The sequence below is a fragment of the Paraburkholderia sp. CNPSo 3274 genome (genome assembly GCF_024206475.1).
GTDB lineage: Bacteria > Pseudomonadota > Gammaproteobacteria > Burkholderiales > Burkholderiaceae > Paraburkholderia.
Window position 1 is genome coordinate 72,936 of the sequence record NZ_JAMBPR010000022.1, and the last position, 25,540, is coordinate 98,475.

Genomic DNA, 25,540 nt, shown 5'->3' on the forward strand with positions numbered 1-25,540 from the left:
ATCAGGAGTTGCCGTGAGTCCCGTTATGCTGCAGCGATCGCGTCGCGTGCGCCAGCGAGTGCTGCGCTGGCTACGTCCGGGCCCATAGCCAAGCCTTCGGCGTAGATAAACGTCACGTCGGTCATGCCGAGGAAGCCAAGGAAGGTTTGCAGATACGACGTATGGGTGTCGTCCGGCGAGCCGACATACTGGCCGCCGCGAGTCGTTACGACGAAGACCTTCTTGCCCGTCACGAAACCTTCAGCGCCCTCGGCTTTGTACTGGAACGAAATGCCGGCGCGAGAGATAAAGTCGAAGTACGTCTTCAGTTGCGACGAAATTCCGAAGTTGTACATTGGTGCGCCGATCACGATGATGTCGGCCGCCTGCAGCTCCGCGATGAGCGCCTCGCTTCGCGCAGAAATGGCCGCTTGTTCCGGCGTGCGCTGGTCAGCCGGCGTAAAGAACGCGCTGAGGATCGAATCGTCGAGGTGAGGCAGCGGCTTCGCCTGCAGATTACGGACGACGAGTTGCGCGCCCGGATTCGACTGTTGCAGCTTTTCGGTCAGTTCGTTGGCGAGCAAGGTCGATTGGGCGCCTTGCGAGCGGGCTGCCGAGTTTATTTGCAGGATCGTGGTCATGACAGGTTGCTTGCCCTTTGAAGGGGCGGTTGACTAAAGGAGTTCCAACAGTACCGATATCCCGCGTGACGCGGTAGAGCCATATCGGGTGACTCTGTGTCGCCGAATTTGCAACGCGACTGGCAACCTCGGTCCTCAATCCAATCGACACGGCTACAACGCACCGGTCAGGACCGTGAGCTTACGGATGACTGCGGGCGCCGAAATTTTCGATCAGCATCTCGATGAGCACGCGCACCTTGCGCGGTATGTGAGCGCCGGGAGGGCGGATCACGAAAATTCCAGCCTCGGGAACAGGGAATTCACGCATGATCGGAACGAGCGCGCCGGAGGCCACATGTTCGTCCGTCAAGAAATCCGGAAGTGAGGTAATACCGAGTCCTGCAAGCGCAGCAGCGACCAGAGCCTGACCGTTGTTAGAGGTGAACCGCCCGCGCGGATTGATAGTCATCACCCTCCCGTCCACCCTGAACCGCCACGTCTCGGCATTCTGGGAGAGCACTTCATGGTTGGCGATTTCGCCTGGCGTTCGCGGTTCCCCGTGCGCTCGAATGTACGCCGGGCTCGCTACCAGCTTGCCGAATATGGGCCCAATACGGCGTGCGATTAGACTGGAATCCGCGAGGTAGCCTATGCGGATGGCAGCGTCGAATCCCTCGCTCACCACGTCGACGAAGCGATCGCTGAAAGAGGTCTGGAGTTGCAGAAGCGGATGTCGTCCCGCCAGTTCGGCGAGTATTGGTGCGAGGTGGGTTGCGCCGAACGATACAGGTGCCGAGATCCTGAGATGTCCGCGCAACTCGCCGGCCGGAAGGATCGTTTCTCGCGCCAAATCCAGTTCTGCGCAGATGCGCGCCGCGTAATCACGAAACGCGGCACCGGCTTCGGTCAGCGTTGCCCCTCGCGTAGTGCGCGACATTAGTTGGACGGATAGCTCGCCTTCCAGCCGCGCAAGTCTGCGACTGACGACGGACTTCGAAATCCCCAGTCGCCGCGCGGCGGGTGTAAGACCACCTGCATCGGCCACCTCAACGAACGTTTGCAGATCCTCTATGTCGAGCATGCTCTTTCTCGTGTTCAGATCAAGATGGCTCGGGTAGCCACCAACGGAGCACCTCCGGGCATCTCAACGTTGCACTAGTTTGGTGTCGAACGCCATCCGTCCGGCGGGCAGAAGCGTGAGCGAGAGGAAAGCACCCTCGACCGGGGGACACCACTGCGACGCTGGAGAAGAACGTCTACGCGCCGTGCACATCGAATAGCGAGCAACTACAGCGTGAGCCCGCAATTTCTGCGTTGGCCGCCCAGAACTATCGACCGTGTCCCGCCGGTCGAGCACCGGCTGACGAACCACCGGACACTCTACTTTTTTTGGGCTCTCACCGATGCGCCGATAGTGACGGATTTGGGACATTTGTTGCCGGCTTTAAGCCATCGCCTCCGAATCCCCAAAATGGAATGCAGACGGTCCATCCGTTTCTTCCGGGGGAGTGCCTTCTTGATGAGTTCGCGGATTGGCCTTGTCCAACGAATGAACCGTAGGCAGTCGAGGAATGAATGGCTACTACAGCCCGCTCGTTTACCTGAGACTCGCGCATCGATAGACGGCATTGCCATTCAGGTCTGTACGAATCAGATCAGGGCTGACGCATGGTTGACTGAAGGGAACAATTGAATTGCCAAGGGCCGTGATGTTTTCGCGCCGAGACTGGCCCAGAATCGAATACACCCTGGATAAACGCTAACGGAGCAAGCAAATGGGCAAGTTCAGCGATTACGAGTACAGGAATCAACCCGGCTTCGATATGAATACCTTCGAGGGCGGGGACCAGGCCATCCCGATGAAGACACTTGTGATCCACTGTCTCGACCCTCGGGCTGTCGAAATCCCACAGGCCGTCGCTGAGTATTTTGGCGACGAGGTCTACCCGGGAGAAATCATCACCGACGAAAATGGCACTCGAGTTGGATCCACGCGAACACTGTTTGCCGCGACCAACGCGGGTGGACGCGCCGCCTTCGCCCTACAGTCCGTGGCCGCTATGGATTATATATTTGACGTCAAAAACGTCGTTGTCGTTCACCACTCACTCTGCGGTCTAACGACCTTGACGCCAGAGCTGATGATCGAGGAGTTTCGTGATCATCATCACGCTGATATCTCGACGTTGTTTGATCACGAGAGCCTCGCCATCATGGATTTTGAGGAGTCGCTCAGCTATGACATCAAGTTGCTTCGCTCGAGCCCGGCAGTGCCGAAGCACGTCAAGCTCTACGGCTTCTTTTACGAAATCAGTTCCGGCAAGTTGACCGAGGTGGTGCGGGACATTCCTGCATAGAGCGCGACGTGAACGAGTGGGTGCTGACAACGACCTGGAACAACTGGGAATCGAAAGCTGCATGCTGAGCGACACGGTTTTCTATCACCACGACCGCGAGCGCGCCCGAACCTGCATCCACCGCTTGCTCGGCTGGCCGTTCGAACGCGTCGTGCTCGCACATGGCGATTTCTTGACGGACAGCGCCAACGCCCTGGAGCGCGAGGGTCTGGGCCGCCGTGCGTGACCGGCAGCAACGGGTGGACTCCCGCCGACTGCGGACGGCCGACACTCAGCCGTTCTGCGGCGCAGATTCGCAGTGCAGCGCTATGAGCCACCGGTTCCTGGACCTACTCGATCGCAATACTTGACAGAGCACCTGCACTTTCAGCAATGTAGAAGTTGCCGGATTGCGAGAGCCTTTGCGGAGTTCGCCGGCCGGGAGGGCGACCCTTTTTGTGCTGTGCAATGCGTGGCGTCGCGCACCTGAAGGTGAAGCGCAGATGCTTGCGCGTCCGGCGCGCGCAGGCCTCGAATAGGTCCGCATCGCGCAGGAGTTCCACAGTTTGCTGAATCGGTTTGAGGATCCCGGTGCATATTGGCCAGACACATCGCCTGGCGACGATCACCGGCTGCATGTCAATCGTAGCTTCGAAGGGCGCCTCCAACATGTTCAATATCCTCCTGGTTCCCCTGGACGGCTCGCCCCAGAGTTCCCACGTCATCGATCTGGCCAACCGCGTGGCAGCGGCAGGTACGGCGACCGTACACCTTCTATGTATTGTCGACCCATCCTACGCAATGCCTTCCGGTTGCGAGAGCGGTGTCGCACCCGATGGTCTGACGTATCCTTTTGCACACGCGCAGACATCTTTCGCACAATCTGTCCTGGCTACCGCAGCCGCCCGGCTAGCCGACCAGAATCTCACGGTGGAACAGCACTTCTGCGCGGGAAATCCGGCCGACGTCGTCGTCGAACAGGCCCGGCTGCTGAACGCGGAGGTCATTGTGATGGGGCATCATCACTTATCGCGGCTACGCCGCTGGGCCACCCCGTCGACATGCGGAATAGTCATCGACAAGGCGCCCTGTGCAGTACTGATTGCAACTCGCGAGAAGGGATAGCCCCATTAGTTCGAAACTCCAGGGGACCCCTGTGATTGATGATTCTGGCTCGACGTTGGTCGCCGGCGTGCCGACGCAGTTCTTCACATCTGCGGCAAACAAAGTGACGCCGAGCGTGTGCTATTCACTGAGCGGAAACACGCCGTCGCGACGGCGTTGCAAAACCCGGGCATGAAATGCCCGGTAGATCACAAATGCCAACCACAGCGCCAGCACACCGAAGCTCCACCATCGGAGAAATATTCCCCATCCCCAAATAAGTGTCCCAAACGCCGAAAGCGTTAGCCCCCGCCTGGCATCGAGGATCTCGCCCCACACTTCCCCGGCCTTGAATCCGGCGTCCTCGTTTGTGTGGGCGACAACCAGATCCGTTACGGTGCGGTCAAAATAGCGGCGCGACGCCAACAGAAGGCCGGTGATTGTTATTATCGATCCAGACCGTTCAAACAGATGCCAACTTGCTGAGGTCTGCGCAAGGCAGGCGCATATGATCGACGGACAAACGGCCAGCACAATCAATGCGAAGCTGCGGACAAGGAAGCCCCATGGCGTCCGCCAGGCTCCTCGGTGAATCCCGCAAGGCTCTTTACTCAAGATACACACTCCCTGGTCCATTTGTGGGTACCAATCGCCAGCGGGTCATGACACGCATGGCGCATGCGGCGCAACGGCGAAATGTGGCCGGTTCATCAAGCGGGTACGACGCTGCCATGCTTCAAGCACACGGCCGCGCTTGTGTGCCTCCCGCATCAAGTTCCAGATGTCTGTGTTTGGTCGAATCACTACACACTTGAAACGAGCATCGCCAAGGGGGACCGCTTGCGCTCGCCAGGTATCCCCTCAAGCGGCTATTTTTCGTTCTGCCCCGAGGGGATATACGAGCACATCACGGTCAGACCGCGACCCTGAGCCAGGCAAGCGATGCACGTCGTGCGTCACGAAACCCTGCTCGCGGCTTGGCACGTCGAACCACGCGCGATTCGAAAACGAATCGCGAATATCTTCGAGACCGCTCTCCCAGTGCTCCCGCATCGTGTCGATGCTGAATTCGTAATCCTTATAGTGTCCTCCATAGGGCTTGTTCTTGTAGATGAGGTGCACCACATTGATCGCGCTGCCGTCGGCCGCCTCTTCAGCGAGACGAAAGAGCGCATCGGTCCTGCGCAGATCGCCGGGAATGTGCGCGAGCAACTGTTAAAGCGCTAATAGAGACCGGTTTCGCTGCTTGCTCCTCAGGCCGGCATCTTGCGGAAGGAAATCGCAAAGCGATTCCAGCTGTCGATCGCCGAAACGAGCAGCGTGAGATCGACGATCTCCTCGTCGCTGAAATGCGGCTTGACAGTTCCCCAGACCACGTCGGCCACGTGGCCCTGCGATACGCGATCTGTGTCGAATTGCGCGAGGCATGCTGCCGGCTGATCCGGGAGGCGAGTCGGATCGTCGAGGTCTTCATACAGGCACGCCTGAGCGCTTCAATGCTGCGGCGGTTTTGACGTCGACGGCAATCCGCCCCGCGGGCAGAAAAGTAAGCGAGATGACGGCACCGCCCTTGACTTCCGGAAAGTGGTGGCTGCCTGGCGCGGGTGCCGTCCAGCCGCCATAACACCAGCCGTTCGGACCCGCGAGCGCAGCGCCTTCATTGAGCGGTACCACCAGATTGATCTCGCCATACGGGTGCAAGTGATGGTCGGCGCGGAAGCTGCCTTCCGGGTTGTGCTGGATGTTATCCGTGCTGTCCATCAACACCGCTGTGGCGCTGAAAAAGAGCGTCTGCGCGCTGGGCGCAACGATTCGGGAGCGCCGGTAACGCGGGCCAGCGACTTCGGTGTCGGCCGCCCAGCCCTCCTTCACACCACGGGCGATCAGTCGCGACAGATCCCTGTACAACTCGCTTTCAACGCCATACTTTTCATTCAGCCATTGCTCGACCTCGGTGCTCGTGGTCATGTCCTTGACCTCTTGCAGAAAGGGGATGAAACGGGCGACAAGTTCGTCCTTGTGATTTGTGAATTGGGTCTGGGACATGTTTGACATAGCACCTATGAACGTCGGCGAAACCCGATGGAGTGACGCGTAAAACGTCTCTCGATTTCGACGACAGATTGAAACGGATGGGTGGCGCGACCGCAACGGCAATGGCCGCGAGCAACCATTCTTGCTCACGGTGTCCATTCAATCCATAATCAAGCGACCGAATTTCCTATTGCATCGTACAAATTATCCGTGGACCCGCTTTCTGACGTGTTGTCCCTCCTGAAGGTCAAAAGCGTGCCTTCGGCCCGCTTTGAGGCTGCCGGTGCCTGGGCCCTGCGATTTCCCGCCTATCGTCACGTGAAATTCGGCGGCGTCATCAAGGGCGCTCGATGGGTATGGATTGAAGGCGTCACCGACCCCGCGAAAATGGGGGAGGGAGACTTTTGTCTCCTCACTGATGGATTGCCCTACTGTTTTGCAAGCGATCCCGGCGTGGAACTGCAAGACGGAGAGCAGGTGTTTGCCCGCCACCTGGGTGCGGACGGGACTGTACGATTTGGACGGGGAGAGGCGCCCACGATTAGTGTCGGAGGGCTCTTCCAGTTCGACGGCGACATGAGTGGCTTGCTGCTTGGTTTGCTGCCCCCGCTTGTTCTCGTTTCCGCGGATTCCCCGGATGCCAGATCGTTGAGTGCGGCCCTCGAATTGATCAGGGCAGAGACAGAGTCAGTTCGGCCTGGAGCGGCAGCGATGGCGAGCAGCATCGCGAATATTGTGCTCGTGAACATCCTGCGGGTTCATCTTGCCGCCAGCCCGCGGTCAGCGGGCTGGCTAGGCGCGTTGTCGGATCCAAGGATCGGCTCCGCGCTAAGGATCGTGCATGAGGAAATAGCACGTCGCTGGAAGGTGCAGGAATTGGCGTCGAAAGTCGGCATGTCACGCACCGCGTTCATTGAGCGCTTCAAAGATCTCGTGGGATTGCCTCCGCTGGAATATCTGATCCGCTGGCGCATGACGATTGCCAGGGATGCCTTGAAGACGGGCAACGACAATCTCTCGAGCATCGCCGCCGCCGTCGGCTACGCGTCCGAAACCACTTTCAGTTCGACATTCAAAAGGATGTTTGGTCAGAGCCCCAGCCGGTATCGCTCGGAAGCACGAAGCAAGACTTGAATGACCTCACCGCGCATGCAGCCCGGCGGCTATGCGCACGTCTCGGAGTGTCGCCGGAGTTGAAGGCCGCAGAGAACGATCCGATACCCGCTCTCGACAGCGTCGCTTGTCAGCTTCACAAACGCTTTACTGTGGCAACCAAGGTCCAGGTCTATTTCTGCGATCCGCAGAATCCGTGGCAACGCGGCTCGAATGATCCCCCTCATTCGATAGACCATCGTCAACGGTGAAAAGCAACGCTTCCTAGATCTCGACGTAGAGCGCGTTGAACAGCTCGACCTCGGTCGGAAAGTACGTAGACAGGGAGCCGTTAGGCACCCTCGCTTCTTTCGCGATGGCGGCCGTAGCCGCACCCAAGCCTTCGCGTGCGATCAGGCTGATCGCACCGTCGATGATGGCCTGGGCCTCGCCTCACTTTTCGGTCTGGCCATCGCTAGTCGCGCTCAGTCCGATCACGCGAATATCCGAATTCGTCTATGTAAACCGGCGGTTCGAAATGCCGTGCTCGTGCCGAAAGCTGTTGCTGGAATAAATTGGGCAGGCACGTGTTTGCCGAGATATCACCTGCGCAATGGATAACCCTCTCCATTGCGGGTCGGACCGAACTCAATCGTCAGAAAGCAACGTATGGCTTGGACTAGCGACAACACGACAGTAAGGCGTTCAATTCACACACCGGCGTGGTTACTTGCGGGCATCGTCGCCATCACGGTCAATACCGCTCTGCTGGACGTTGCCGCGCGAGGGGGATTGGACACCGGCAATGGCGTCTTGCTACGACTCATACGTCCCTGGATTGGGCCCTTGCTCGATCGCACTGGGTGGGCGCATGCATGGCTAACTGTCGGCCTTTCAGGGCCTGAATCGCATGAGTTCTCGCTGGGTTTTCACATCTTCATCGGTATGCTGATGGCCTTGACTTATGGCTATGGCGAACGTCTTCTTACCTCGAAGCCTTGGAGAAAAGGTCTCGTTTTTGCCATTCTTGTGTATGCGGCCAACGCTTTTGTCCTGCTCCCGCTTTTGGGCGAAGGTATTGCCGGAAGCCGAAAACTATCGGGGATGGGTCAGGGCTATTTTGCCTTCGCGCATACCCGCTTTTTTCTGATCCTGGCTTGTTGTCATGACCGGTTGTCCCGCCGTTCATTCGCTACGAGCACCGCCTGCCGCGCCGACGCCAGGCGTGATTGATCAAGTACGGCACACACTTTGGTTTCCAGAACGGCACAGATATTGGTGTGATGCCCACTTGTGGGCCTCACACTAGCCACACATTTAACGGAAAGGAAATTTAGAATGTCTAAAGTTTGGCTAATTACTGGAAGCGGAAGCGGTCTGGGTCGATTCATTGCCGAAGCCGCTCTGGCTGCTGGCAACCAAGTCGTCGCGACTGCCCGCAACATCCGCCAGCTAGACGAACTGGTGAGCCTGTATGGCGCGAATGTCCGGGCGGTCGAGCTCGACGTCACCGACGAGTCTCAAGGCCAAGCTGCGGTCGATGCAGGGGTCAATGAGTTCGGACGACTTGACGTGCTCGTGAATAATGCAGGGTACGGGGACACACGCCCGTTCGAGCAGGTTCCCTCGAACGAGTTTCGCCGACTGGTCGAGACCTGCTTTTTCGGTGTTGTGAATCTCACTCGCGCGGCGCTTCCGGTCATGCGGCGGCAGCGGAGCGGACACATCATCCAGATTTCTTCGTTGGGTGGTCGTACGGCGTTCCCGGGCAACGCGGCCTATTTCGCGTCGAAGTGGGCCGTCGGTGGCTTCACCGAAGGTCTGGCGCAGGAGACTGCACCTTTCGGTGTCAAGGTAACCGCGCTTGAGCCGGGTGGAATGCGTACCAATTGGGGAAAGCGTGCGCACGCGGACCGACCGGTCTTGTTGCCAGATTACGAACCCTCAGTCGGTGCAAGCGTGAAACAGATGGAAGGCTATTGGGGCAATGAATCAGGGGACCCCGTCAAAGTCGCACAGGTTATCCTCCAGATTGCCGACACTGAGACAGTACCGCCGCACATTCTGCTCGGTAGCGACGCTTTCCAGTTTGCGCGCCAGGCGGAGCAAGCGAGAGCAACCGATGCAGACCGTTGGCAAGCGGTCAGTGTCTCAACTGACGTAGATGCTGTCGGTCCCATTCCGGCGTTTCCGAGCGGGTTGGACTGACGCCGAGACAATCTCCCCAGCCGACATAACCGCGTCGTTTTCCTGGCCAATTTCCGCAGTTATATCGCCATCCTCATCAATCCGTTGTGAATCGATGTGGGTCCTTCCTCCTGGCGACCATGCATGCCAGTTGCAGGCGCCCGATTGCGTGACTCGATCGGGCGCGAAAAACGTGAGTCATTGACCGGCGTAGATCGGTCGCAGACCCGGAACATCCGCTTGGGGTGCGGCCGGCGTGGCTTGCCCGGATGCAGAAGTCCCACTGGCCACGCCGCCATAGCCGCTCGACGCTGCAGCTGAACGGGCCACCCGCGCTTCGGCCTGCTGGATCTGCTGAGGGTAAGACGTCTGATCACCGTCTCCGGGCCGATATCCCGCCTTTTCGAGCTGGATGAGCTGATTGCGAACCTGCGCGCGGGTGAGTGCGCCGCTGGATTGAGCAAATGCGATAGCAGGCGCGGCGAGCGCCACTGCGATTGATAGGGCCGAAGCCAGAACTTTCACTTTCATGATTCACCTCGATGTCTATGAAGGGCTGCGTACGGTTGTTTGCAGCAGGTGAACGCATCGTAGATAGGTAAGCACTCAAGGTAAAGCGCCGCACGGGAACAACATTTGTGAGCACCGGTTAAAAGCCCGGCTTACGGCGCGTGAGCAGCGCATTGGCGATCCACTGCAACGCACCGCACAGCAGCAGATAGACGAGCCCGACGAACAGAAAGATTTGCGCGGGGTACACCAGCAGACGGTTATTGAGCTGATTGGCGAGGAACGTGAATTCCTGCACGCCAACGATATAGGCGAGCGACGTATCTTTGATCAATGCCACCCACTGATTGACGAACGACGGCATCATCACCCGCACGGCTTGTGGCAGGATGACTTCGCGCAGTGCCTGCCAGCGCGTCAAGCCAAGCGAAAGCGCTGCCTGCCGCTGCCCTGCGCCGATCGACGCGATGCCCGCAGAGACCGAATGCGACAGATACGCGCCGCCGATCAGCGCCAGCGCACACACAACGGTCGCAAGACCAGGAACGTCGACGTGCAGCAGGATCGGCATCAAGAAGAAAGTCCAGAAAATCAGCATTAGCACGGGTATCGCGCGAAAGAACGCGACCACGGCGGTCAGCGCGAGACGGACGACTCCGCGCGTCATGGCGAGCGCAACGCCCAGAGCGAATCCGATCAGGGCCGCGAGCAGCGCCGACACCACCGAGAGCGCGATCGTCAGCGCAACGCCTCCCAGCGGTCCCGCCGGAAACGCGCCGATCATCAAATAACGCAAAGCAGGAAACCACTCGAACTCGTTCACGCACGGCCTCGCTGCAAACCGTGCAGTCCGGCGCGTTGCCAGAGCACCAGCGCGACCTCGATGACCGCGATGGCCAGCACATAGAATACGGTCGCGGTGCCGAATGCCTGGAAGGTCCTGAAGCTTTCGGTATCGACCTGCCGCGACATGTACGACAGCTCGCCGACGCCTATCGCCATCGTCAGCGACGAGTTTTTGATCACGTTCATGTATTGGCCAGCGAGCGGCGGCGTCGCAATGCGCAACGCCTGCGGCAGGATCACGTAGCGCAGGGTCGCGTAACGGCTCATGCCAAGCGCCGCAGCCGCCTGCCACTGTGCGCGGTTCACGCCGCGCATACCGGCCAGAAACTCTTCGCCGATAAACGCCGTGGTGTAGCAGGTCAATCCGACCCAGCCAGCGAACAGTTCGAAACTCGGCCAGTGCAGCGTGAGCGGCCCGAACGTTGCCAGGTGCGGCGTGTTAAGCCAGGTCATCCAGCCGGGCGGCAACACGGCCGCGACGCCGAAGTACCAAAACAGCAATTGAACGAGCAGCGGAGAATTGCGGAAGACGAACACGTAGAGCGCCGCAGCGCGCGCAATCGCGCGTGCACGGGCCATGCGCGCAACCGCCAGGAGAAAGCCCAGCGGCGTCGCGCACGACGCCACGCAGGCAGAGAGCGTCAGCGTAACGAAGAACCCTTGTTCGAGCCACGCGAGATACTTCGGTTCAAGCCAGTTATGCATGAATCGGGCGCAGCGTTCAACTGTTCTTTTGCGGGTCGCCGATCTTGAAGAGACGGGGCAGCGGCGCCGCACTCTTCGGGCCGAACCACTTGTCATAAATCTGCGTGGCTTCGCCGTCGCTTTCCAGGTGCGTCAGCGTGCTGTTCACCACCTCGAGCAAACGCGTCTCGCCTTTGGGCACGCCGACGCCTTCGTAGTCGTTCGAAATCGTGAACGGGGAAATTTCGTAGCTCGCCTTGTCCGGCGCGCGCGCAAGCAGCGCGACGAGTTTCGGGCCGTCCTGCGTGATGGCCTGCACATTGCCCGTGCGCAGCGCAGCGAAAGCGAAAGGCGTGTCATCGTAAGCAATGATGGTTGCGCTCGGGAATTTCGCGCGCACCTGCTGCTCGTTGGTCGTACCTTTATCCGCGCCGATACGCAGACCATTGAGCTGTTCCGAAGACTTCAACACGCCCTTCTTCGCAATGAACTGGGTGCCGGACGCGAAGTACGGCGTGCTGAAATCCACTTCCTTCTTGCGATCGTCGGTAATCGTAAAGTTGGCGAATACCAGATCGACCTTGCCCGATTTCAGAAATGCGATGCGATTGGCGGGATTGGTGGGCTGAACTTCGAGCTTCACACCCAGACTCGTGGCGACGGCGCGCGCATAGTCCACGTCGAGCCCAACGATCTGATTGTCTTTCGGATCGACGAAACCGAATGGCGGATTGCTGTCGAACGCAGCAACGCGCAACACGCCCGCCCGCTTGATGTCGTCCAGACGATCCGCATGCGCGGAGGTTGATGCCACGACCAGAAGTGCCGTCAACAGTGCGCCTGGCACTGCGCCCCAGATGCTGCTTTTCATTGTCGTATTTCCTTCATTTCTCGTTGCCCTTGCGCTGCCACTTAAACTTCGCGCTGGCGAAGTACGCAGCCTATCGGCATGACGATTGCGAACGAACCAAGTATTTTTCAGATCGAAAGCGCTGCTGGCGATATGGCCCAACGACACGCTTCAACCGCGGGTGACTCCGCGCTATAAGCGCCGAGATACAGCGATCCAGTGACCCGCTCACGCACCAGGCGCCAGAAGTAATGTTGACGGATGCTTCCTCTCATGCAGACTTGCGCTGCAACTCTTGCCGGGAAAATCGCGTCGACCCGGTAATGTCGACTATCGCCAATGCCGTCGACGCGCATTTCTTTCGCGCGAAGAAATTGAATGCGAATATGTTGCGAAGTTCTTACAAATTCAAAGGGCTATCAACCTTGACCCGGGCACATCGGCTGCTTACGATCAACGCGGGACTTTGCTCTGGGCTTCTTCATCGATCAGTCGATGAATCAGATTCGGACTTCAGCAATGCTGTCTACAAAGCCCGGTTTGTCTGCATTTGGGGGACTTTTATGTCTTACCGCCGCTGGACGTCTCCTGCCGAGACCGCGGAATGGATTATCCTTGTCGGCGCAGCTTTCTCAGTGCTGGGCGGATGGATTCCCTGGATGGGCCATGCGCCATACTACTTCGTTGCCGGTGTTGCACTGATCGGCGCGGGCATCCTCATGCTATGGAACCGCTCAGCGGGACTATGGTGGTATTTCGGCATGTTCGCCGCCGCCCTGATCTGGTCTATCTTCAAGGTTGGGCTGGACGGCTGGAGTCTTCTGCCGCGACTCTTTGTGCTCGCCCTGATCGGCATCGGGATAAGCCTCGTCATTATCACCAGCAATTCGGCAATCGGCCGGCCACTACGCGTGGCGGCAATCATCACGGCGGCAATCTACGTTGTCGCGATCGCCAGCATGCTCTGGTCGGCCATCTCCTGATCAGGACCGCGCGCGGGTCCACTCACATAAACCCACGCGGGAAACTGCAATAGCAATGAATCGGCGCAATTGGGTGCTCGCACGCGGCCTCGACGCCCCTTATCTGATGAATGACGAGGTGCGCGACTTCTTCATCGAACTCGCCGAGCGGACCGATCTCGTTGCGACTCCATGGGTCTCGTTCGTCAAACTGGACGGCGTTCCGATTGCGGCGTCCGTGAACCTGAGCGGTCGCATGGCGCGGCAGGCTCGCTTAATTTCCCCTTGCCGCGGCGCAGCTTCGGCGCGTATTGCGCAGTGCGCGCGAGTTCGCCATCGACCCGTTGTATGCGAAGCTCCGCGCCCTCACGTCGGCGCGGTACATGCCGCATCTCATGGTCAGCCGTCATGCCGGATTGTCCAGGCCTTCACGTAAGCGGGGGCCTCGCGCTCCGGCGCTGTATCGGCCACGGGCGGCAACGGTGCGAGCACCAAAGGCAACACGCCTGCCCAGACGGGCCGATCCATATCCTCCTCGTCGTCCTTCGGGCCGCCCGTGCGGATCTTGGTCACGGACTCCGCAAGCGCTATTCGCATGACCGTGGTCGCCGCCAACTCCTTGCGATTGCCCGCACGCACTTCATGCCTGCGGCCCGGCGCGATGTGCTCCATGAAGGCATCGAGCACGGCAGCCTTGTGCTCCTCTGTCACCACCTCGAACACGCCGTAGATCACGGCGGAACGATAGTTCATCGAATGATTGAACGCCGAGCGCGCGAGCACCAGGCCATCGAGATGTGTAATGGTCACGCAAACCTGGAGGCCATCGGCCGCGAGACGCAGCATGCGGCTGCCGTTCGAACCATGAATGTAGAGATGATCGCCCTCGCGCCAGCATGCGGTGGGGATGCAATGCACGCCATGCTCGTCGGCGAAGGCGACGTGGCAGACGTAGGCGTCGTCAAGAATCTCGTGCAGCGTCGCCGCGTCGTAGTGCGCGCGCTGCGCCACCCGGCGCACGCGCGTACGTTGCGAAGGTGCCGCGCTGGTGTCGGCGGCGGGTTCGTTGACGGCATCGGCAAGGGACATCGTTTTGCTTCCTCTACGGTTCGGGTTGAGATGCTGCCTACGATAGACAACGCGTGGCCCTATGTGTAGATCCAGACTCACCTTGCATGGTGGAGCCACGGAATGACCGGGAGCCGGTTAACCGTATGTAATACACCGTAAACCGTTAAATTCACAACGAAATCATCCGCAATACGCGTCATCGAGATTTGTCAGGAAATAGCTGCAAGATCAAAAAATCTGCTGTACAATCCGGCCTCCTTGATTCCCCGATAGCTCAGTCGGTAGAGCGCCGGACTGTTAATCCGTAGGTCCCTGGTTCGAGCCCAGGTCGGGGAGCCAGATATGCGGGAGTAGCTCAGTTGGTAGAGCGCAACCTTGCCAAGGTTGAGGTCGCGAGTTCGAGACTCGTCTCCCGCTCCAGCACCCAGGCACGCCATCCGCCTGCGCTCAAGACAGCGCCTGATCGCGCCCGCCTCTGGTTTGAGGCAGCGAAAACCGGAAGCACGCCCCTTTCCCCTCCAGCGAAGTCGCTTCGATCTGTCCGCCGTGCGCCTCGACAATCGATTTGCAGATCGACAACCCCATCCCCATGCCTGCGTCTTTCGTGGTCGCGAGCGAGTCGAAAAGGTTGTGCACGATATGCCGTATCGGGTTTCTTTGTCGGCGCGGTCGCGGCCATTCCCGTGGCCATGGTCGATGCCTTTCCGCCCGCCGTGCGCTTTTCCGGCATCTCGCTCTCGTACAACGTGGCCTACGCGGTATTCGGCGGCCTGACGCCCGTTTTCGTATCGCTGATGCTGAAATGGAACCCGTCTGCCCCCGAACTCTATGTGTCCGCGCTCTGCGTAATCGGCGCGTTGACCCGTCTCGCATTGCCCCGCACGTCCGACGCGACGGGAAAATAACTTTCCATTCCGATACTATTCGAAACGAATAGCAAGCAACCTGCGCGGCCTGCACGTGTATCACGTGTGCCGCGCAGCGTTCGCACGCGCATCCGTCTCCTCAACGGCTCATGCGTCGTTGCCGCTGTTGTAAATATTCACGCACGCTATACAAGCGTATGATTCCGCCAGGCGAATTCCGTCATTATTATCAGCGCTGTCGACCCGCGCTGGCGTTCTGTTCCGGCGCGTCATTGTTGTTCAGGAGATCATGCGTGTCCGCCGCTCATCACGTCTGCGTGGTCGACGACGATCAGTCCGTTCGGCTTGCACTCGCCAGTTTGCTTCGTTCGCTCGGCTACGAAGTCGAAACCTTCGAATCGGGGAATGACGTCCTGCGATGGCTTGTGCACAATCGCACTGCGTGCGTCGTCTCCGATCTTCAGATGCCGGGTATGTCCGGCCTTCAAATGTTCGAGGGCATGCTCGACATGGGCATCGATGCGCCGTTCGTGCTGATCACCGCGTATCCGACCGCCGAAGTCGAGGCGCGGGCAATGTCGATCGGCGTGCGCGCGTTCCTCGCGAAACCGGTTAGCGCACACGCGCTAGCCATGCACGTCAAGCAGGCGGTCGCCCCATCCACCTGAAGTTCAGGGCTGCTTTTCGTCCGGCGCAGTGAACGCCGCGGCGAGCGAGAAAACAAGCAGGCACCGTGCGGCGTGTTCGGCTCGAACAGCGAACCCTCGACGCACGCTTGCAGCCCGTGGCCCGAGTCGGCCACCGTGATTTCGGCCCGGCCTCCCTCCACATGGCGAGTGGACATTGTCACCGCCGCTCATCGCATGGCGTCCTGATTCGCGACGATCATGAGAGTCTTTGCCTCGGTGGCCGTGAAAAAATAGTTTTGCGCCCCATAGGGTGCGCAAGCGCTGCATATTCGATGCCAGGCGTAACGTCGTTTTTGGCCAGCGGCTTGCGCACGCCACGATCGCTCTCGATTGGGTACATGCCAAACTCCACCGGTTGCTGATTTCAGGCGTCGATCCAAAGGCAATGCCGCGCGCGAGGCGCGCGATTGCGCAATTATTTTGTAAGCGTTGCCTGCTGAGCGAGAGGTCGTGCGGTGGGTGAACCCTCGTATCCCCCTTGCATCTTACTTACGGATTGCGGCAAACCCTATCTATACCTCCGTACGGCGACTGGAGGGCCAATGGTCTATGCTTCCCACCGGGCAAGGCCCGCATTGACAACCCCTCGTTCATTCTCAACGTCAACAGGTGATTCCATGACGCTTCGTTCCAAGGCGCTTACGGCCGCACTTGCCGTGCTGCTCTCTTCCGCAGCCCTCGCACAAACCACGACGACCGGTGACACGCCCGCGCTCACCAAGCAGCAGATCCGTGCGCAAATGCATGCCGACCGCGCCGCCAACCACGCGTTGGCGAAGAAGGTTCGCGAAGCCCTCTTCAAGAACCGCGATCTGAACGACACGGACATCGCCGTGTTCGCAAATACGCGTACGGGCAAGGTTATCCTGGCGGGCACGATTCTCGACGAATCGCAGGACCAGGTCGCTCAGGACGTCGCATCGAAAGTGCCGGGCGTCCAGTCGGTTTCGTCCAAGCTGACGCTCTACGCAGCACCCTGATGCTCGCGGTGCCAGCGTAAGCGAGTGCGCCGGCCACGCCGGCTCACTTCAGGATTCAACTCAGTCGTTCAATCAAGCGGCAACGGCCTCGCTCAGCACGGCGCTTACTTCGTCGAGCAGTCCGCCCATGCCGTCCAGCACCGAGTAATGGGCGGCGAGAATGATGGTCGAGCCGCTTTCGCCCTGCAATAGGGTTGCGCGCACAAGCGGTGCAGTCGACCAGTCGAACGGCGTGTTCATTTCCCTCGCCGCCTCGACTTCCCACGACGCCCGCGCATTCTCCACCACGCGCAGGGGAAACGTTGAACGCAATCGCTTCCTCATCGAGAACACCCATAGAGCGCCACGCATTCCACGATGTATTCGAAATTCAGCACGACGATTTGTGTCGCAATAGGTATGGCTTCCGGCATTGATACAATAATTTTCAATAATCAGTTGACCGGACATATAGCAGATACCTTCTCTGGTATTAATGCGTTTTGTCTCCTGCCCGCCAGGCGCCAGGCACGTCATGAAGATGAGGAGGACCGGCAATATTCGGCGCGTATGGAATTTTGTTCGCCCGCCGGGTGTTCTGGTCAAGGCGACGGTTTTTCCGCTTACCCCCTATCGTCGAAAAATGAAATCTACCGAGACGATGACTGTCGCCGAATTGTCCGCGCTCCTGCCTTCCACGCTTGTGGGCGTTCGCGCTGCGCATTTCGGGCGATCAGCATGATGCCGAAGATCTCGTGCAGCGCGCGTGCGCTCGAACGTGTGCATCAACTCGGAGCCGGAACGGCGCCACTCAGCTGGATGTTCTCTATCGTACAGTCCACGTGGCTCAACGAACTGCGGGCCCGCAATGTGCGCAACGGTTCGGGCAGGGAATGGGATGACGATTTCCTGGAAACCGTTCCCGATCCCTCTGCAAGGACACCGGAAGAACAGGCCATGAACGGGCAAATCATCCGCGACGTCCAGCAATTACCCGACGCACAGCGCGTCGTCATGCTGCTCGTCGCGGTGGAAGGGTTAAGCTATAGCGAAGCCGCCGAGGTGCTGGACGTACCGATCGGCACGATCATGAGCCGGCTTTCGCGGGCACGCCAGGCAATTGGTGTCCTGTTCAACGACCAGAAAAAAGAAAAGCGCGCGAAAGGCGCGGTGAACAGCAAGCAAATTGGGGCATGACGATGTATGACATCCTGCTCATGGCTTATGTCGACGGCGAACTCACGCCGCGTGAGCGCGAGGACGTGGAGAAGACGATCAGCGCGTCACCCGAGATCGCGGAGCGCGTCGCGCTATTTTCGGCCTCGGCGCTGCGGTACCCGCACGCTTTTGCGCACCAGAAGCTGCCGCCCGTTCCCGAACGGCTCACGCTCAATATCGCGCAGCTCAGCCGCGCGTATTCCGATGTGCCAGAAGCTTCGGACAGCGCTCGACGTAGCGCTGCTGAACCTGCGGGGTTTTCGCGGCGTTTCTCGCGCTTGCCCTTTCGCTTTCCCCTGAAGCTATCGCTGCCAGGACTTGCCATGACTTTCGCCGCCGGTGCGCTAAGCTGTGCGCTGGTGCTGCGCTACGCGACGGACTGGACACGCAACGACCACGGCGCCAGCGCCAGCGCGTTGCACGCCGCGGCCGCGAACGTTTCACCGTGGGTCGCGGCCGCGGTGAACTATCAACAGCTTTACACGCGCGACACCGTAGCCTTCGACGCGCTCACACCGGAAGTGGCCTCGCAGGTGATCGCGCAGATTCACAGCGACGACGGCGTGCCGATACGCGTGCCCGACCTGCGCCCGGTGGGGCTCATCTTCACGCGCATTCAACGGCTGCGTTTTCACGACAGGCCGCTCGTGCAAATTGCGTACCTGTCCAAAACGGGTTTGCCCGTGGCCCTGTGCGTCATGAAGGACCCAAAGCCGGACGCGAACATGACGCATGAGCATGTCGAAAGCATGAACGTTCTGACGTGGCGGCGCGCCAACCTCAGCTACGCGTTGATTGCGTCGCTCGATGACGATCAGCTGCTGGCAATCGGCAAGCAGATCGCCAAGGGCCAGACGGACGAAACCGTCGGACAGGTGGCGCCGCGCGGCAACGCCGCGGGTTGATTGATTACACGCTTTGTCTGTCATTCTGGATTCCGAATTATGTCGGAGTATATATTTTCCAGAAGGAACACCGCAGCGTAGCCCGAACGAACGCGCCGCCTGGAATAAACACCGATAACGGACTGTTCTGATTGCACGGCCAGACAGCTCGCCCTGCTGGGCGAATGCGCTGGCCCAACCTTCATGTTCAGTCAGGCGCCGCCAGCGGCTCCGTTACGTTATCGGCACATCATGTCCTCCTTTTCACGCATGCTGCTCGTGTATGACGGCACGAGCGAGGCCCAGGCCGCTCTGCAACGCTGCTCGCAGCTCTCGCTCGCCTTTTCCTCACCCGTCGGCCAGTAGAGCGAAATATCGTCGAGTATTTCGTCGCGGGTCAGCGAGCGCTCGGGAACGCCGCCGCTATAGGTCCATTGGGAGATTTTGTCGTACATCCATGCCGCCTGGCCCACCGGCGAATCGGCCAGGGCGTAGCCGACCGTCTGAGGGCGCGTCACCATCATGGCCGAATAGCCGCAATTGTCGCGATAGAAAACATTCAGCTTTTCGTACGCGCGTTTCTCGTCCGGCGAGAGGCTCGCGGGTGCGGGCTCGCTCAACGCGCGCAGCCGCGCAATATGCGGCGGCACGGTTGCCGGCATGTTCACGTGAATGCCGATCAAGCCCTTTACGTGCTGCATGGCCATGCGGTGCGAGACGACCGAGCCGCAATCGCCGCCCTGGGAAACGAAACGGGTGTAGCCAAGGCGCGCCATCAGCTCGCCCCAAGCCCGTCTATTCCCGTGACGAACATGGGAAATTCATTGAGCTTCGCTTCGCCCTTGCGCCAGTCATAATCGCTGCCCCAATACTGGACGAGTTGCTGCATGCGCGCGAGACGGACGCCTTGGGATTCATCGGCCACGGTCTCCTTTCCAGGCCAACGCGTATTGGCGAGACGCCGCCGCAAATCGACCAGCGCGGCGTCCGGAATACTCGCCTTGAATGGACGGATTTTCGCGGTCTGAGTGTCGGCGTAAATCACTTTGGGAAAGATCGCGAGCGCGCCAACCGCCGCCGATGCGGCAAGCAGGCTACGTCGCGTCGGAGAAAAAACGTTCGAAGACATTGCTGGCATCCTGTTCATAAGGGATAGTCAAATGAATGCGGCGATACGGCAACGCGTGGCCTTCACGCTGACGATCGTTTCCGGAAAGTCGCCCCTCATTGAAAACAGGCAATGTATCTCGTGTGTGTCGGCTGTGTAATCTTTCGTAAGCCAAAAGCTGAATGACACGGCGCGCGCGGCTCGTTACATCAGGACGCTGCACAACGAGGGCTACATTCTTTCCACGCAGTGACGGTTCACCACGACGCGCGCGAAGCCGCGCAGGGTAGCCGTGCCTGCGTAGAAAGCGAAGCGCTGTGGCCGGCGATGAATAGCAGGACCAGCACCTCCCGCTCACGCGGCGTCAGCGCGTCCCAGCGCTCGCGCGCTTGCACGAGCGAGCTGTTCGCTTCGAGACGTTGCGCGTCGCGCTGCAGCGCGGCGACCACGGCGTCGATCATGTCCTGATCGCGAAAGGGCTTGGTGAGGAAGTCGATGGCGCCCGCGTTCATCGCCTCGACCGTCATGGCAATGTCGCCGTAGCCTGTCATGAAGACGACCGGCATGGGCGAGCGTTCCTGCGTCAGGAGGGCCACGCAAACGGACGTCGAGCACGAGACACGACGGCCCCAGGCTCCTGGGCGCCGCGAGGAACGCTTCGGCGGAGTGAAAGGCGTGGACATCCAGGTCGATCGAGCGCAGCAGGCTCGCTAGTGCGCCTCGCACCGAATCGTCGTCGTCCACGATCCCGATGCGGAAACGTCTTGCGTATTGCGCCCACTGATTTCGAATGACTGAAGCTTAAGGAGAAGCGCGGCTATCCGGTATTCTTCCCGCGCATAGACTTATAGACGCTTTTGGATGGCGCCCCCATACCCAGGCATACATTCGTCATTCAGTACACACTGAATAGCCGCAAGCGGATTACCATATCTGCCTCGCCGCACGACGGCAACGCACGAGATTAATAGAGGGCCTGTCAATTCATCGGCGGCTGCGCGAGGCCCCTGCGCTGATTTATGTCCCGTCTTTCGCATTCGCAACTGCTTGTCAGGTACGCATTCATCGCGCTCACGCTCGCGGCCTTCGCCGCGGCGTTCGCATGGGCCGCGGGCTGGATACATTGGCCCGGCGCCCAGGCCGCGCTCACGCCCGACCGGCTCATCGACGCATTCGAACGCAGCGCCGGCAAGCATCCCGGATTTCGCCGCAACCATGCGAAAGGTATCTGCGTGAGCGGCTATTTCGACAGCAACGGCAACGGCACGGCGCTTTCTCGCGCGAGCGTATTCGAGCGTGGCCGCACGCCGTTGATTGGCCGCTTCTCCGCGCCCGGCGGCAATCCCGCTGAAGACGACGCGGACACGACCGTGCGCAGCTTTGCACTGCTTTTCGCGATGCGCGACGGCGAGCAATGGCGCACCGGCATGAATTCCGCGCCCGTATTCGTGGTGCGCACGCCGCAAGCGGTGTACGAACTGCAAGAGGCGATGCAGCACGACAAGCGCACGGGCGGTCCCGACCCGGCGAAACTCGAGGCGTTCTTTGCGCAGCACCCCGAAACCAACGCGCTGCGCGACTGGCTCGCCGCGCACCCGCCGGCTTCCGCGTTCTACAACGCCAGCTATTACAGCATCGATGCGTTTCGCGTCACTAACGCAAGCGGCAACATGCGATTCGTGCGCTGGAGTGTCGTGCCCGATGCGCCTTACGCGCCGATAGACACCCGGAATTCGAACGCGAGAGACCCCGACTTTCTCGCGCACGACCTGACAGTGCAATTGAAATCGGGTCCGGTGCGCTGGCGCCTCATGCTGACGCCCGCGGGCGCGGGTGACCCGGTGGACGACGCTACACGCGCGTGGCCCGCCGAACGCGAGCAGCATCGCGTCGATGCGGGTACGATTGTCATTGAGCATGCACAGTCGCAGATCGACGGTCCCTGCCGCGACATCAATTTCGACCCAACAGTGCTGCCAGTGGGCATTGCGCCCTCGGACGACCCGCTGCTCGCCGCGCGCGCCGCCGCTTACGCGGTGTCGTTCGACCGGCGCACGAGCGAAGAAGCGCACGCCGGCATGAAAGGCCGTTGAAGGCGGCGCGAGCGCAACCCAAACGAAAGCATGGAATAAAGCGCGCCGGCCAAGCGTTTCGTTTCATGTTGAGCATAGAGGCCCGAGCCGCGCACCCCTAACCAGACGGTCACACACGACCGCGAAGCGCGCGCCAGACTAGATTGGACGGGGATCGTGGAGAAAACCCTTCGATGAGCGGCACAGACCTACCGGGCATGCTACCCGCCATGATTCCGCGGCTGTGGGCGTTTGCGCTGCGCCTGTCCGGGGATCAGCACGATGCCGAAGATCTCGTGCAACGCGCCTGCCTGCGCGGGCTCGAACGCGCGCATCAGCTTCAACCCGACACGGCTCCCCTGAGCTGGATGTACTCCATCATGCATTCCACATGGATCAACGAGCTGCGAGCCCGCAGCGTGCGTAAGCGCGCGAGCTTCGAATGGGACGACGATTTCCTCGAAAATCTCCCCGATCCCGTTGATAATGGCCCCGAAACGCAACTCATGCACAGCCAGATCATCGAGGCGGTCGAGCGCCTGCCCGAAGCCCAGCGTGTGGTGATGCTGCTCGTCGCGGTCGAAGGCATGACGTATCAGCAGGCCGCCGACGTGCTCAAGATACCCATTGGCACCGTGATGAGCCGGCTCTCGCGAGCGCGGCAATCGGTCGGCGCCATGTTCAGCGGTGCAGCGCCCAAGGCGCCGCCCGCCCCGCAGCACAAGGACTCAATCGCATGATTGCCGACGACGCACAGTTACTCGCCTATGTGGACGGCCGCCTGTCGCCCGACGAGCGCGCCGCGATCGAAGCGCAGTTGCGCGAGTCCACCGAGGCGCGCAAGAAGGTCACGCTGCTGCGCGCCTCGCAGGTCGATTTCGCCGGCGCCTTCGCTCAGCAAACGCTGCCGCCCGTGCCCGAATCGCTGCGCCTTGGCATCGAGGAAATGGTGCGCGCGCAACCTTCTTCGGGCGAGAACGACGAGGCGATGTCAGCCGCGGAGCAACAAACTTCCTCGCCCGTGAGATCGCGCCTGCGCCGCGTGCCGGTCTGGCTCGCGGCGGCATGCGTGGCGGGCGCGTTCCTGGCCGGCCAGTTCGTGCGTTTCGACTCGCTGTTCGGGCCTGGCGGCCAAGGCTCCGGCTCCGCGCAACTGGCGAGCGCATCGGACCTGTCGCCGTGGGTGAAGGCGGCGGTTGGCTACCAGAAGCTCTATACGCGGGAAACCGTCGCGTACCGCCAGGACGATCCCGCGCTCGCCGCCAGGGTCGTCGAGGACATCCGCCGCGACGACCGTCTCGCGCTGCGCGTGCCCGACCTGAGCAGCGCCGGACTCACCTTCAAGTCGGTGCAGCGCCTGCGCTTTCACGACAAGCCGCTCGTGCAGATCGTTTATCTGCCGCGCAGCGGGCCGCCCATCGCCTTGTGCGTGATGAAGGACGCGCGCCCGGACGAAGCGGTCGCCTCGCGCACCGTCGACTCGATGGGCGTCACCACATGGCGCCAGAACGAGCTGACTTACGCGCTCATCGGGGGGGCGGGCGATGTCGATCTCGCCGCGCTCGGCAAGCGCATCTCCAACCTCGATACGGCCGCGCTGTTCAGCGAGGCGCAGGAATCCGTATCGCCGTTTAACGGGTAAGCGCCAAGGTCGGCGCGGAATAATTTCGCCGCCAGGCTGTTGTGTTGAGGAACCTTCGACCAATGGCTCGGCATGATTCATCGATTGCACATCTGGGCAGCGGGCATCGCAATCATGGCGGCGCTCGCGTCGCCCGCGCACGCCGACTGGCGGCTCGCGAGCAGCGATGCACCCGTCACCGTCGTGCGCGGCGCGAACGTGACCTCGGCAGCGGCGGGCGACACCTTGCGCGACGGCGACCTTCTCGAATCGCGCGAAGGCGTTGCGCATCTGCAGGACGAGCACGGCACGCTCGTCGCGCTCGGTCCGCGAACGCGTGCGATGCTCATGACCGACGCACATGTCGCCTTGCTCAGCGGCTGGCTGAAGATCGCCGCAGCCGCGTGCGCCGCTGCGCCGTGTGCCCAGGTACGCGTGGACACGGAACTCGGCGCGCTCGATATTGGATCGAGCGCGGCGGCGATCATCGCAGCGCCCGAAGACACGCAAACGGTGAATGTATTCAGCGAAACCGGCACGCAGAGCCTCTCGGCAAAGCCGCCCACGTCGATACCAAGCGGCCGTTTCGCGAGCATCGGCAGCCTTGGGCATGTGCAATTATCGGGGCGCCCCACCGACGCTTTCGTCACGAACATGCCGCTAGCCTTTCGCGACGCCTTGCAGCCGCTCGCCGTCGCAAAGCCCGCACGCAGCGCGCCGCCCTCACACGCCGCGACTTACGACGACATCGCGCCGTGGCTGGACAGCAAGCTGCCCGAGCGCAAGAGCTTTCCCGCACGCTTTCGCTCGCGTCTGACCGATCGTGCATTTCGCCACGATGTTCAAGCGCACCTTAACACCCTGCCCGACTGGCGCGCCCTGCTCTATCCGCCCGAGCGCCCGGGCGTTCGCAGAGTACGCTATCTATAAGGCTCGATCCTTCACCGCCATGAAGCCCGGACTCACACTCAGCGTCAAGTTCAATTTTGTATTCCTGATCATCTTCGCGATCGCGCTAGTGGTGACCGGCGTGGTCTCCGACCGTCTGCTGCAAAAGCAGGCGCTCGAAGAAACCGCGCACGATGCCAACATCCTCGCGAGCGCTGCATCGTCGATGCAGAGCTACACGGCGGCGCACGTCACGCCGCTGCTCGCCACGCAAATCAAGTACAGCTTCGTGCCAGAATCGATCCCCGCGTTTTCGGCCATCGAGATGCTCAAACTGCTGGAAAAGGACTTCCCGAGCTTCTCGTACAACGCCACGATGCTCAACCCGACCAATCCGCGCGACCGCCCCACCGACTGGGAAACCGACGTCATTCGCCATCTGCACGATCATCCGGAACTCAAGGAGCTGACCGGCCAGCGCGATGCGCCAGGCGGCCGCTCGTTCTTCCTCGCGCGGCCCAGCAGCATTACCGACACTGCATGCATGCAGTGCCATAGCACGTCAGGCGCCGCGCCCGCGACGATGATCGAGAAGTACGGCACCTCGAACGGCTTCGGCTGGACCATGAACGAGGTGATTGGCGCGGAGTTCGTGTCCGTGCCGATGGCGCAGCCCATTGCGCGCGGGCGGGCCGTATGGCGCACGTTCATGCTTTCGCTCACCGCCGTGTTCGCGGTCGTGCTGATCGTCATGAACGTGATGATGCACGTGCTGATCACGCGCCCCATTCGTGCGCTATCTCGCGCCGCCGACGAAATGAGCCTCGGCAAGCTCGACGCGACCACGCTGCCGACGGGCGGATCGGACGAAATCGCATCGCTTGCGGTGTCCTTCGGACGCATGCAAACCAGCCTCATCGAAGCGTTCCGCATTCTCGACGAAGAGCAGACGTAAGC

General features: G+C 60.6%; 27 protein-coding genes, 2 tRNA genes and 6 pseudogenes. 19 read left to right on the forward strand and 16 right to left on the reverse strand.

From position 1 onward, the window contains the following. Positions 1 to 23: 23 nt before the first annotated feature. Complete coding sequence (locus M3I54_RS17155) at positions 24 to 620, reverse strand: FMN-dependent NADH-azoreductase (RefSeq protein WP_254337887.1); 597 nt, start codon at positions 618 to 620, stop codon at positions 24 to 26. 181 nt (positions 621 to 801) lie between these two features. Then, entirely contained in the window at positions 802 to 1,683 is an 882-nt protein-coding gene (locus M3I54_RS17160; RefSeq protein WP_254337889.1) for a LysR family transcriptional regulator, read from the reverse strand. A 694-nt stretch (positions 1,684 to 2,377) separates the two neighbouring features. Between M3I54_RS17160 and M3I54_RS17165 the strand changes: the two genes are divergently transcribed. The 3 genes from M3I54_RS17165 to M3I54_RS17175 all read left to right on the forward strand — a co-directional run bounded on the left by M3I54_RS17165 (position 2,378) and on the right by M3I54_RS17175 (position 4,063). Continuing rightward, entirely contained in the window at positions 2,378 to 2,959 is a 582-nt protein-coding gene (locus tag M3I54_RS17165; protein ID WP_254337891.1) for a carbonic anhydrase, read from the forward strand. Positions 2,960 to 2,975: 16 nt separating this feature from the next. Continuing rightward, on the forward strand, positions 2,976 to 3,185 hold the full coding sequence (locus M3I54_RS17170; protein WP_254337894.1) for a hypothetical protein: 210 nt from the start codon (positions 2,976 to 2,978) through the stop codon (positions 3,183 to 3,185). 422 nt (positions 3,186 to 3,607) lie between these two features. Then, entirely contained in the window at positions 3,608 to 4,063 is a 456-nt protein-coding gene (locus M3I54_RS17175; protein WP_254337896.1) for a universal stress protein, read from the forward strand. Between the two features lie 120 nt (positions 4,064 to 4,183). Here M3I54_RS17175 and M3I54_RS17180 read toward each other — a convergent pair whose 3' ends face one another. The 4 genes and pseudogenes from M3I54_RS17180 to M3I54_RS17195 form a co-directional block, all read right to left on the reverse strand. Further along, a complete protein-coding gene (locus tag M3I54_RS17180) occupies positions 4,184 to 4,657 on the reverse strand; it encodes a hypothetical protein (protein WP_254337898.1) in 474 nt (157 codons plus the stop codon). Between the two features lie 246 nt (positions 4,658 to 4,903). Next, positions 4,904 to 5,257: pseudogene (locus M3I54_RS17185) on the reverse strand (DUF3734 domain-containing protein); the annotation flags it as partial. 38 nt (positions 5,258 to 5,295) lie between these two features. Continuing rightward, a pseudogene (locus tag M3I54_RS17190) lies at positions 5,296 to 5,442 on the reverse strand (carboxymuconolactone decarboxylase family protein); the annotation flags it as partial. Between the two features lie 70 nt (positions 5,443 to 5,512). After that, positions 5,513 to 6,088: a DUF4863 family protein gene (locus tag M3I54_RS17195; RefSeq protein WP_254337900.1), complete on the reverse strand. Its 576-nt coding sequence runs from the start codon at positions 6,086 to 6,088 to the stop codon at positions 5,513 to 5,515. A 90-nt stretch (positions 6,089 to 6,178) separates the two neighbouring features. Here M3I54_RS17195 and M3I54_RS45130 point away from each other — a divergent pair, with 90 nt between their 5' ends. After that, positions 6,179 to 7,210: an AraC family transcriptional regulator gene (locus tag M3I54_RS45130; RefSeq protein ID WP_254337902.1), complete on the forward strand. Its 1,032-nt coding sequence runs from the start codon at positions 6,179 to 6,181 to the stop codon at positions 7,208 to 7,210. A 243-nt stretch (positions 7,211 to 7,453) separates the two neighbouring features. Here the strand turns inward: M3I54_RS45130 and M3I54_RS45350 are convergent, their stop codons facing one another. Beyond that, a complete protein-coding gene (locus M3I54_RS45350; protein WP_375542157.1) occupies positions 7,454 to 7,606 on the reverse strand; it encodes a TetR family transcriptional regulator in 153 nt (50 codons plus the stop codon). 231 nt (positions 7,607 to 7,837) lie between these two features. Here M3I54_RS45350 and M3I54_RS17205 point away from each other — a divergent pair, with 231 nt between their 5' ends. After that, positions 7,838 to 8,401, forward strand: coding sequence for a hypothetical protein (locus M3I54_RS17205; RefSeq protein WP_254337904.1), 564 nt, complete (start codon positions 7,838 to 7,840; stop codon positions 8,399 to 8,401). 105 nt (positions 8,402 to 8,506) lie between these two features. After that, positions 8,507 to 9,376 (forward strand): oxidoreductase, encoded by an 870-nt coding sequence (locus M3I54_RS17210; protein ID WP_254337906.1) that lies wholly within the window; start codon positions 8,507 to 8,509, stop codon positions 9,374 to 9,376. A 177-nt stretch (positions 9,377 to 9,553) separates the two neighbouring features. Here M3I54_RS17210 and M3I54_RS17215 read toward each other — a convergent pair whose 3' ends face one another. The 4 genes from M3I54_RS17215 to M3I54_RS17230 all read right to left on the reverse strand — a co-directional run bounded on the left by M3I54_RS17215 (position 9,554) and on the right by M3I54_RS17230 (position 12,266). Then, positions 9,554 to 9,886, reverse strand: coding sequence for a DUF4148 domain-containing protein (locus tag M3I54_RS17215; protein WP_302058990.1), 333 nt, complete (start codon positions 9,884 to 9,886; stop codon positions 9,554 to 9,556). A gap of 118 nt (positions 9,887 to 10,004) precedes the next feature. Then, complete coding sequence (locus M3I54_RS17220; RefSeq protein WP_254337908.1) at positions 10,005 to 10,688, reverse strand: amino acid ABC transporter permease; 684 nt, start codon at positions 10,686 to 10,688, stop codon at positions 10,005 to 10,007. Continuing rightward, positions 10,685 to 11,416 carry an amino acid ABC transporter permease gene (locus M3I54_RS17225; protein ID WP_254337910.1) on the reverse strand — a complete coding sequence of 244 codons (732 nt, stop codon included), beginning with the start codon at positions 11,414 to 11,416 and terminating at the stop codon, positions 10,685 to 10,687. The genes M3I54_RS17220 and M3I54_RS17225 overlap by 4 nt, the downstream gene beginning before the upstream one ends. Positions 11,417 to 11,432: 16 nt before the next feature. Beyond that, positions 11,433 to 12,266 (reverse strand): ABC transporter substrate-binding protein, encoded by an 834-nt coding sequence (locus tag M3I54_RS17230; RefSeq protein ID WP_254337912.1) that lies wholly within the window; start codon positions 12,264 to 12,266, stop codon positions 11,433 to 11,435. Positions 12,267 to 12,568: 302 nt separating this feature from the next. Here M3I54_RS17230 and M3I54_RS17235 point away from each other — a divergent pair, with 302 nt between their 5' ends. Beyond that, a complete protein-coding gene (locus M3I54_RS17235) occupies positions 12,569 to 13,228 on the forward strand; it encodes a hypothetical protein (protein WP_254337914.1) in 660 nt (219 codons plus the stop codon). 378 nt (positions 13,229 to 13,606) lie between these two features. Here M3I54_RS17235 and M3I54_RS17240 read toward each other — a convergent pair whose 3' ends face one another. Further along, on the reverse strand, positions 13,607 to 14,359 hold the full coding sequence (locus M3I54_RS17240) for a pyridoxamine 5'-phosphate oxidase family protein (RefSeq protein ID WP_375542158.1): 753 nt from the start codon (positions 14,357 to 14,359) through the stop codon (positions 13,607 to 13,609). A gap of 182 nt (positions 14,360 to 14,541) precedes the next feature. Between M3I54_RS17240 and M3I54_RS17245 the strand changes: the two genes are divergently transcribed. Continuing rightward, positions 14,542 to 14,617 (forward strand) — tRNA-Asn (locus tag M3I54_RS17245). Positions 14,618 to 14,622: 5 nt separating this feature from the next. Then, positions 14,623 to 14,698 (forward strand) — tRNA-Gly (locus tag M3I54_RS17250). Positions 14,699 to 14,725: 27 nt separating this feature from the next. On the opposite strand, the gene M3I54_RS17255 is transcribed toward M3I54_RS17250, so the two are convergent. Continuing rightward, positions 14,726 to 14,914 carry an ATP-binding protein gene (locus M3I54_RS17255; protein ID WP_309249615.1) on the reverse strand — a complete coding sequence of 63 codons (189 nt, stop codon included), beginning with the start codon at positions 14,912 to 14,914 and terminating at the stop codon, positions 14,726 to 14,728. A gap of 2 nt (positions 14,915 to 14,916) precedes the next feature. Here M3I54_RS17255 and M3I54_RS17260 point away from each other — a divergent pair. From M3I54_RS17260 to M3I54_RS17270, 3 genes and pseudogenes are all read left to right on the forward strand, one after another. Continuing rightward, positions 14,917 to 15,183, forward strand: a pseudogene (locus M3I54_RS17260) (MFS transporter); the annotation flags it as partial. Between the two features lie 254 nt (positions 15,184 to 15,437). Continuing rightward, entirely contained in the window at positions 15,438 to 15,812 is a 375-nt protein-coding gene (locus M3I54_RS17265) for a response regulator (RefSeq protein ID WP_254337918.1), read from the forward strand. 638 nt (positions 15,813 to 16,450) lie between these two features. Continuing rightward, positions 16,451 to 16,813, forward strand: coding sequence for a BON domain-containing protein (locus M3I54_RS17270; protein WP_254337920.1), 363 nt, complete (start codon positions 16,451 to 16,453; stop codon positions 16,811 to 16,813). A gap of 72 nt (positions 16,814 to 16,885) precedes the next feature. On the opposite strand, the gene M3I54_RS17275 is transcribed toward M3I54_RS17270, so the two are convergent. Then, on the reverse strand, positions 16,886 to 17,263 hold the full coding sequence (locus M3I54_RS17275; RefSeq protein ID WP_254337922.1) for a hypothetical protein: 378 nt from the start codon (positions 17,261 to 17,263) through the stop codon (positions 16,886 to 16,888). Positions 17,264 to 17,457: 194 nt separating this feature from the next. On the opposite strand from M3I54_RS17275, the pseudogene M3I54_RS17280 reads away from it, so the two are divergent. Both M3I54_RS17280 and M3I54_RS17285 read left to right on the forward strand, forming a co-directional pair. Continuing rightward, positions 17,458 to 17,989, forward strand: a pseudogene (locus tag M3I54_RS17280) (RNA polymerase sigma factor). Next, positions 17,986 to 18,915: an anti-sigma factor gene (locus M3I54_RS17285; RefSeq protein ID WP_254337924.1), complete on the forward strand. Its 930-nt coding sequence runs from the start codon at positions 17,986 to 17,988 to the stop codon at positions 18,913 to 18,915. The pseudogene M3I54_RS17280 and the gene M3I54_RS17285 overlap by 4 nt, the downstream one beginning before the upstream one ends. Before the next feature lie 314 nt (positions 18,916 to 19,229). On the opposite strand, the pseudogene M3I54_RS17290 reads toward M3I54_RS17285, so the two are convergent. Next, positions 19,230 to 20,023 (reverse strand): annotated as a pseudogene (locus tag M3I54_RS17290) (epoxide hydrolase N-terminal domain-containing protein); the annotation flags it as partial. Positions 20,024 to 20,343: 320 nt separating this feature from the next. Next, a pseudogene (locus tag M3I54_RS17295) lies at positions 20,344 to 20,755 on the reverse strand (response regulator transcription factor); the annotation flags it as partial. Between the two features lie 266 nt (positions 20,756 to 21,021). On the opposite strand from M3I54_RS17295, the gene M3I54_RS17300 reads away from it, so the two are divergent. The 5 genes from M3I54_RS17300 (at position 21,022) to M3I54_RS17320 (ending at position 25,538) form a co-directional block, all read left to right on the forward strand. After that, positions 21,022 to 22,095 (forward strand): catalase family peroxidase, encoded by a 1,074-nt coding sequence (locus tag M3I54_RS17300; protein WP_254337926.1) that lies wholly within the window; start codon positions 21,022 to 21,024, stop codon positions 22,093 to 22,095. Positions 22,096 to 22,268: 173 nt separating this feature from the next. Then, entirely contained in the window at positions 22,269 to 22,814 is a 546-nt protein-coding gene (locus M3I54_RS17305; RefSeq protein WP_254337928.1) for an RNA polymerase sigma factor, read from the forward strand. Further along, a complete protein-coding gene (locus M3I54_RS17310) occupies positions 22,811 to 23,716 on the forward strand; it encodes an anti-sigma factor (RefSeq protein ID WP_254337930.1) in 906 nt (301 codons plus the stop codon). The genes M3I54_RS17305 and M3I54_RS17310 overlap by 4 nt, the downstream gene beginning before the upstream one ends. A gap of 72 nt (positions 23,717 to 23,788) precedes the next feature. Next, entirely contained in the window at positions 23,789 to 24,625 is an 837-nt protein-coding gene (locus tag M3I54_RS17315) for a hypothetical protein (RefSeq protein WP_254337932.1), read from the forward strand. Positions 24,626 to 24,644: 19 nt separating this feature from the next. Next, on the forward strand, positions 24,645 to 25,538 hold the full coding sequence (locus M3I54_RS17320; protein ID WP_254337934.1) for a DUF3365 domain-containing protein: 894 nt from the start codon (positions 24,645 to 24,647) through the stop codon (positions 25,536 to 25,538). The last annotated feature ends 2 nt before the right edge of the window (positions 25,539 to 25,540 follow it).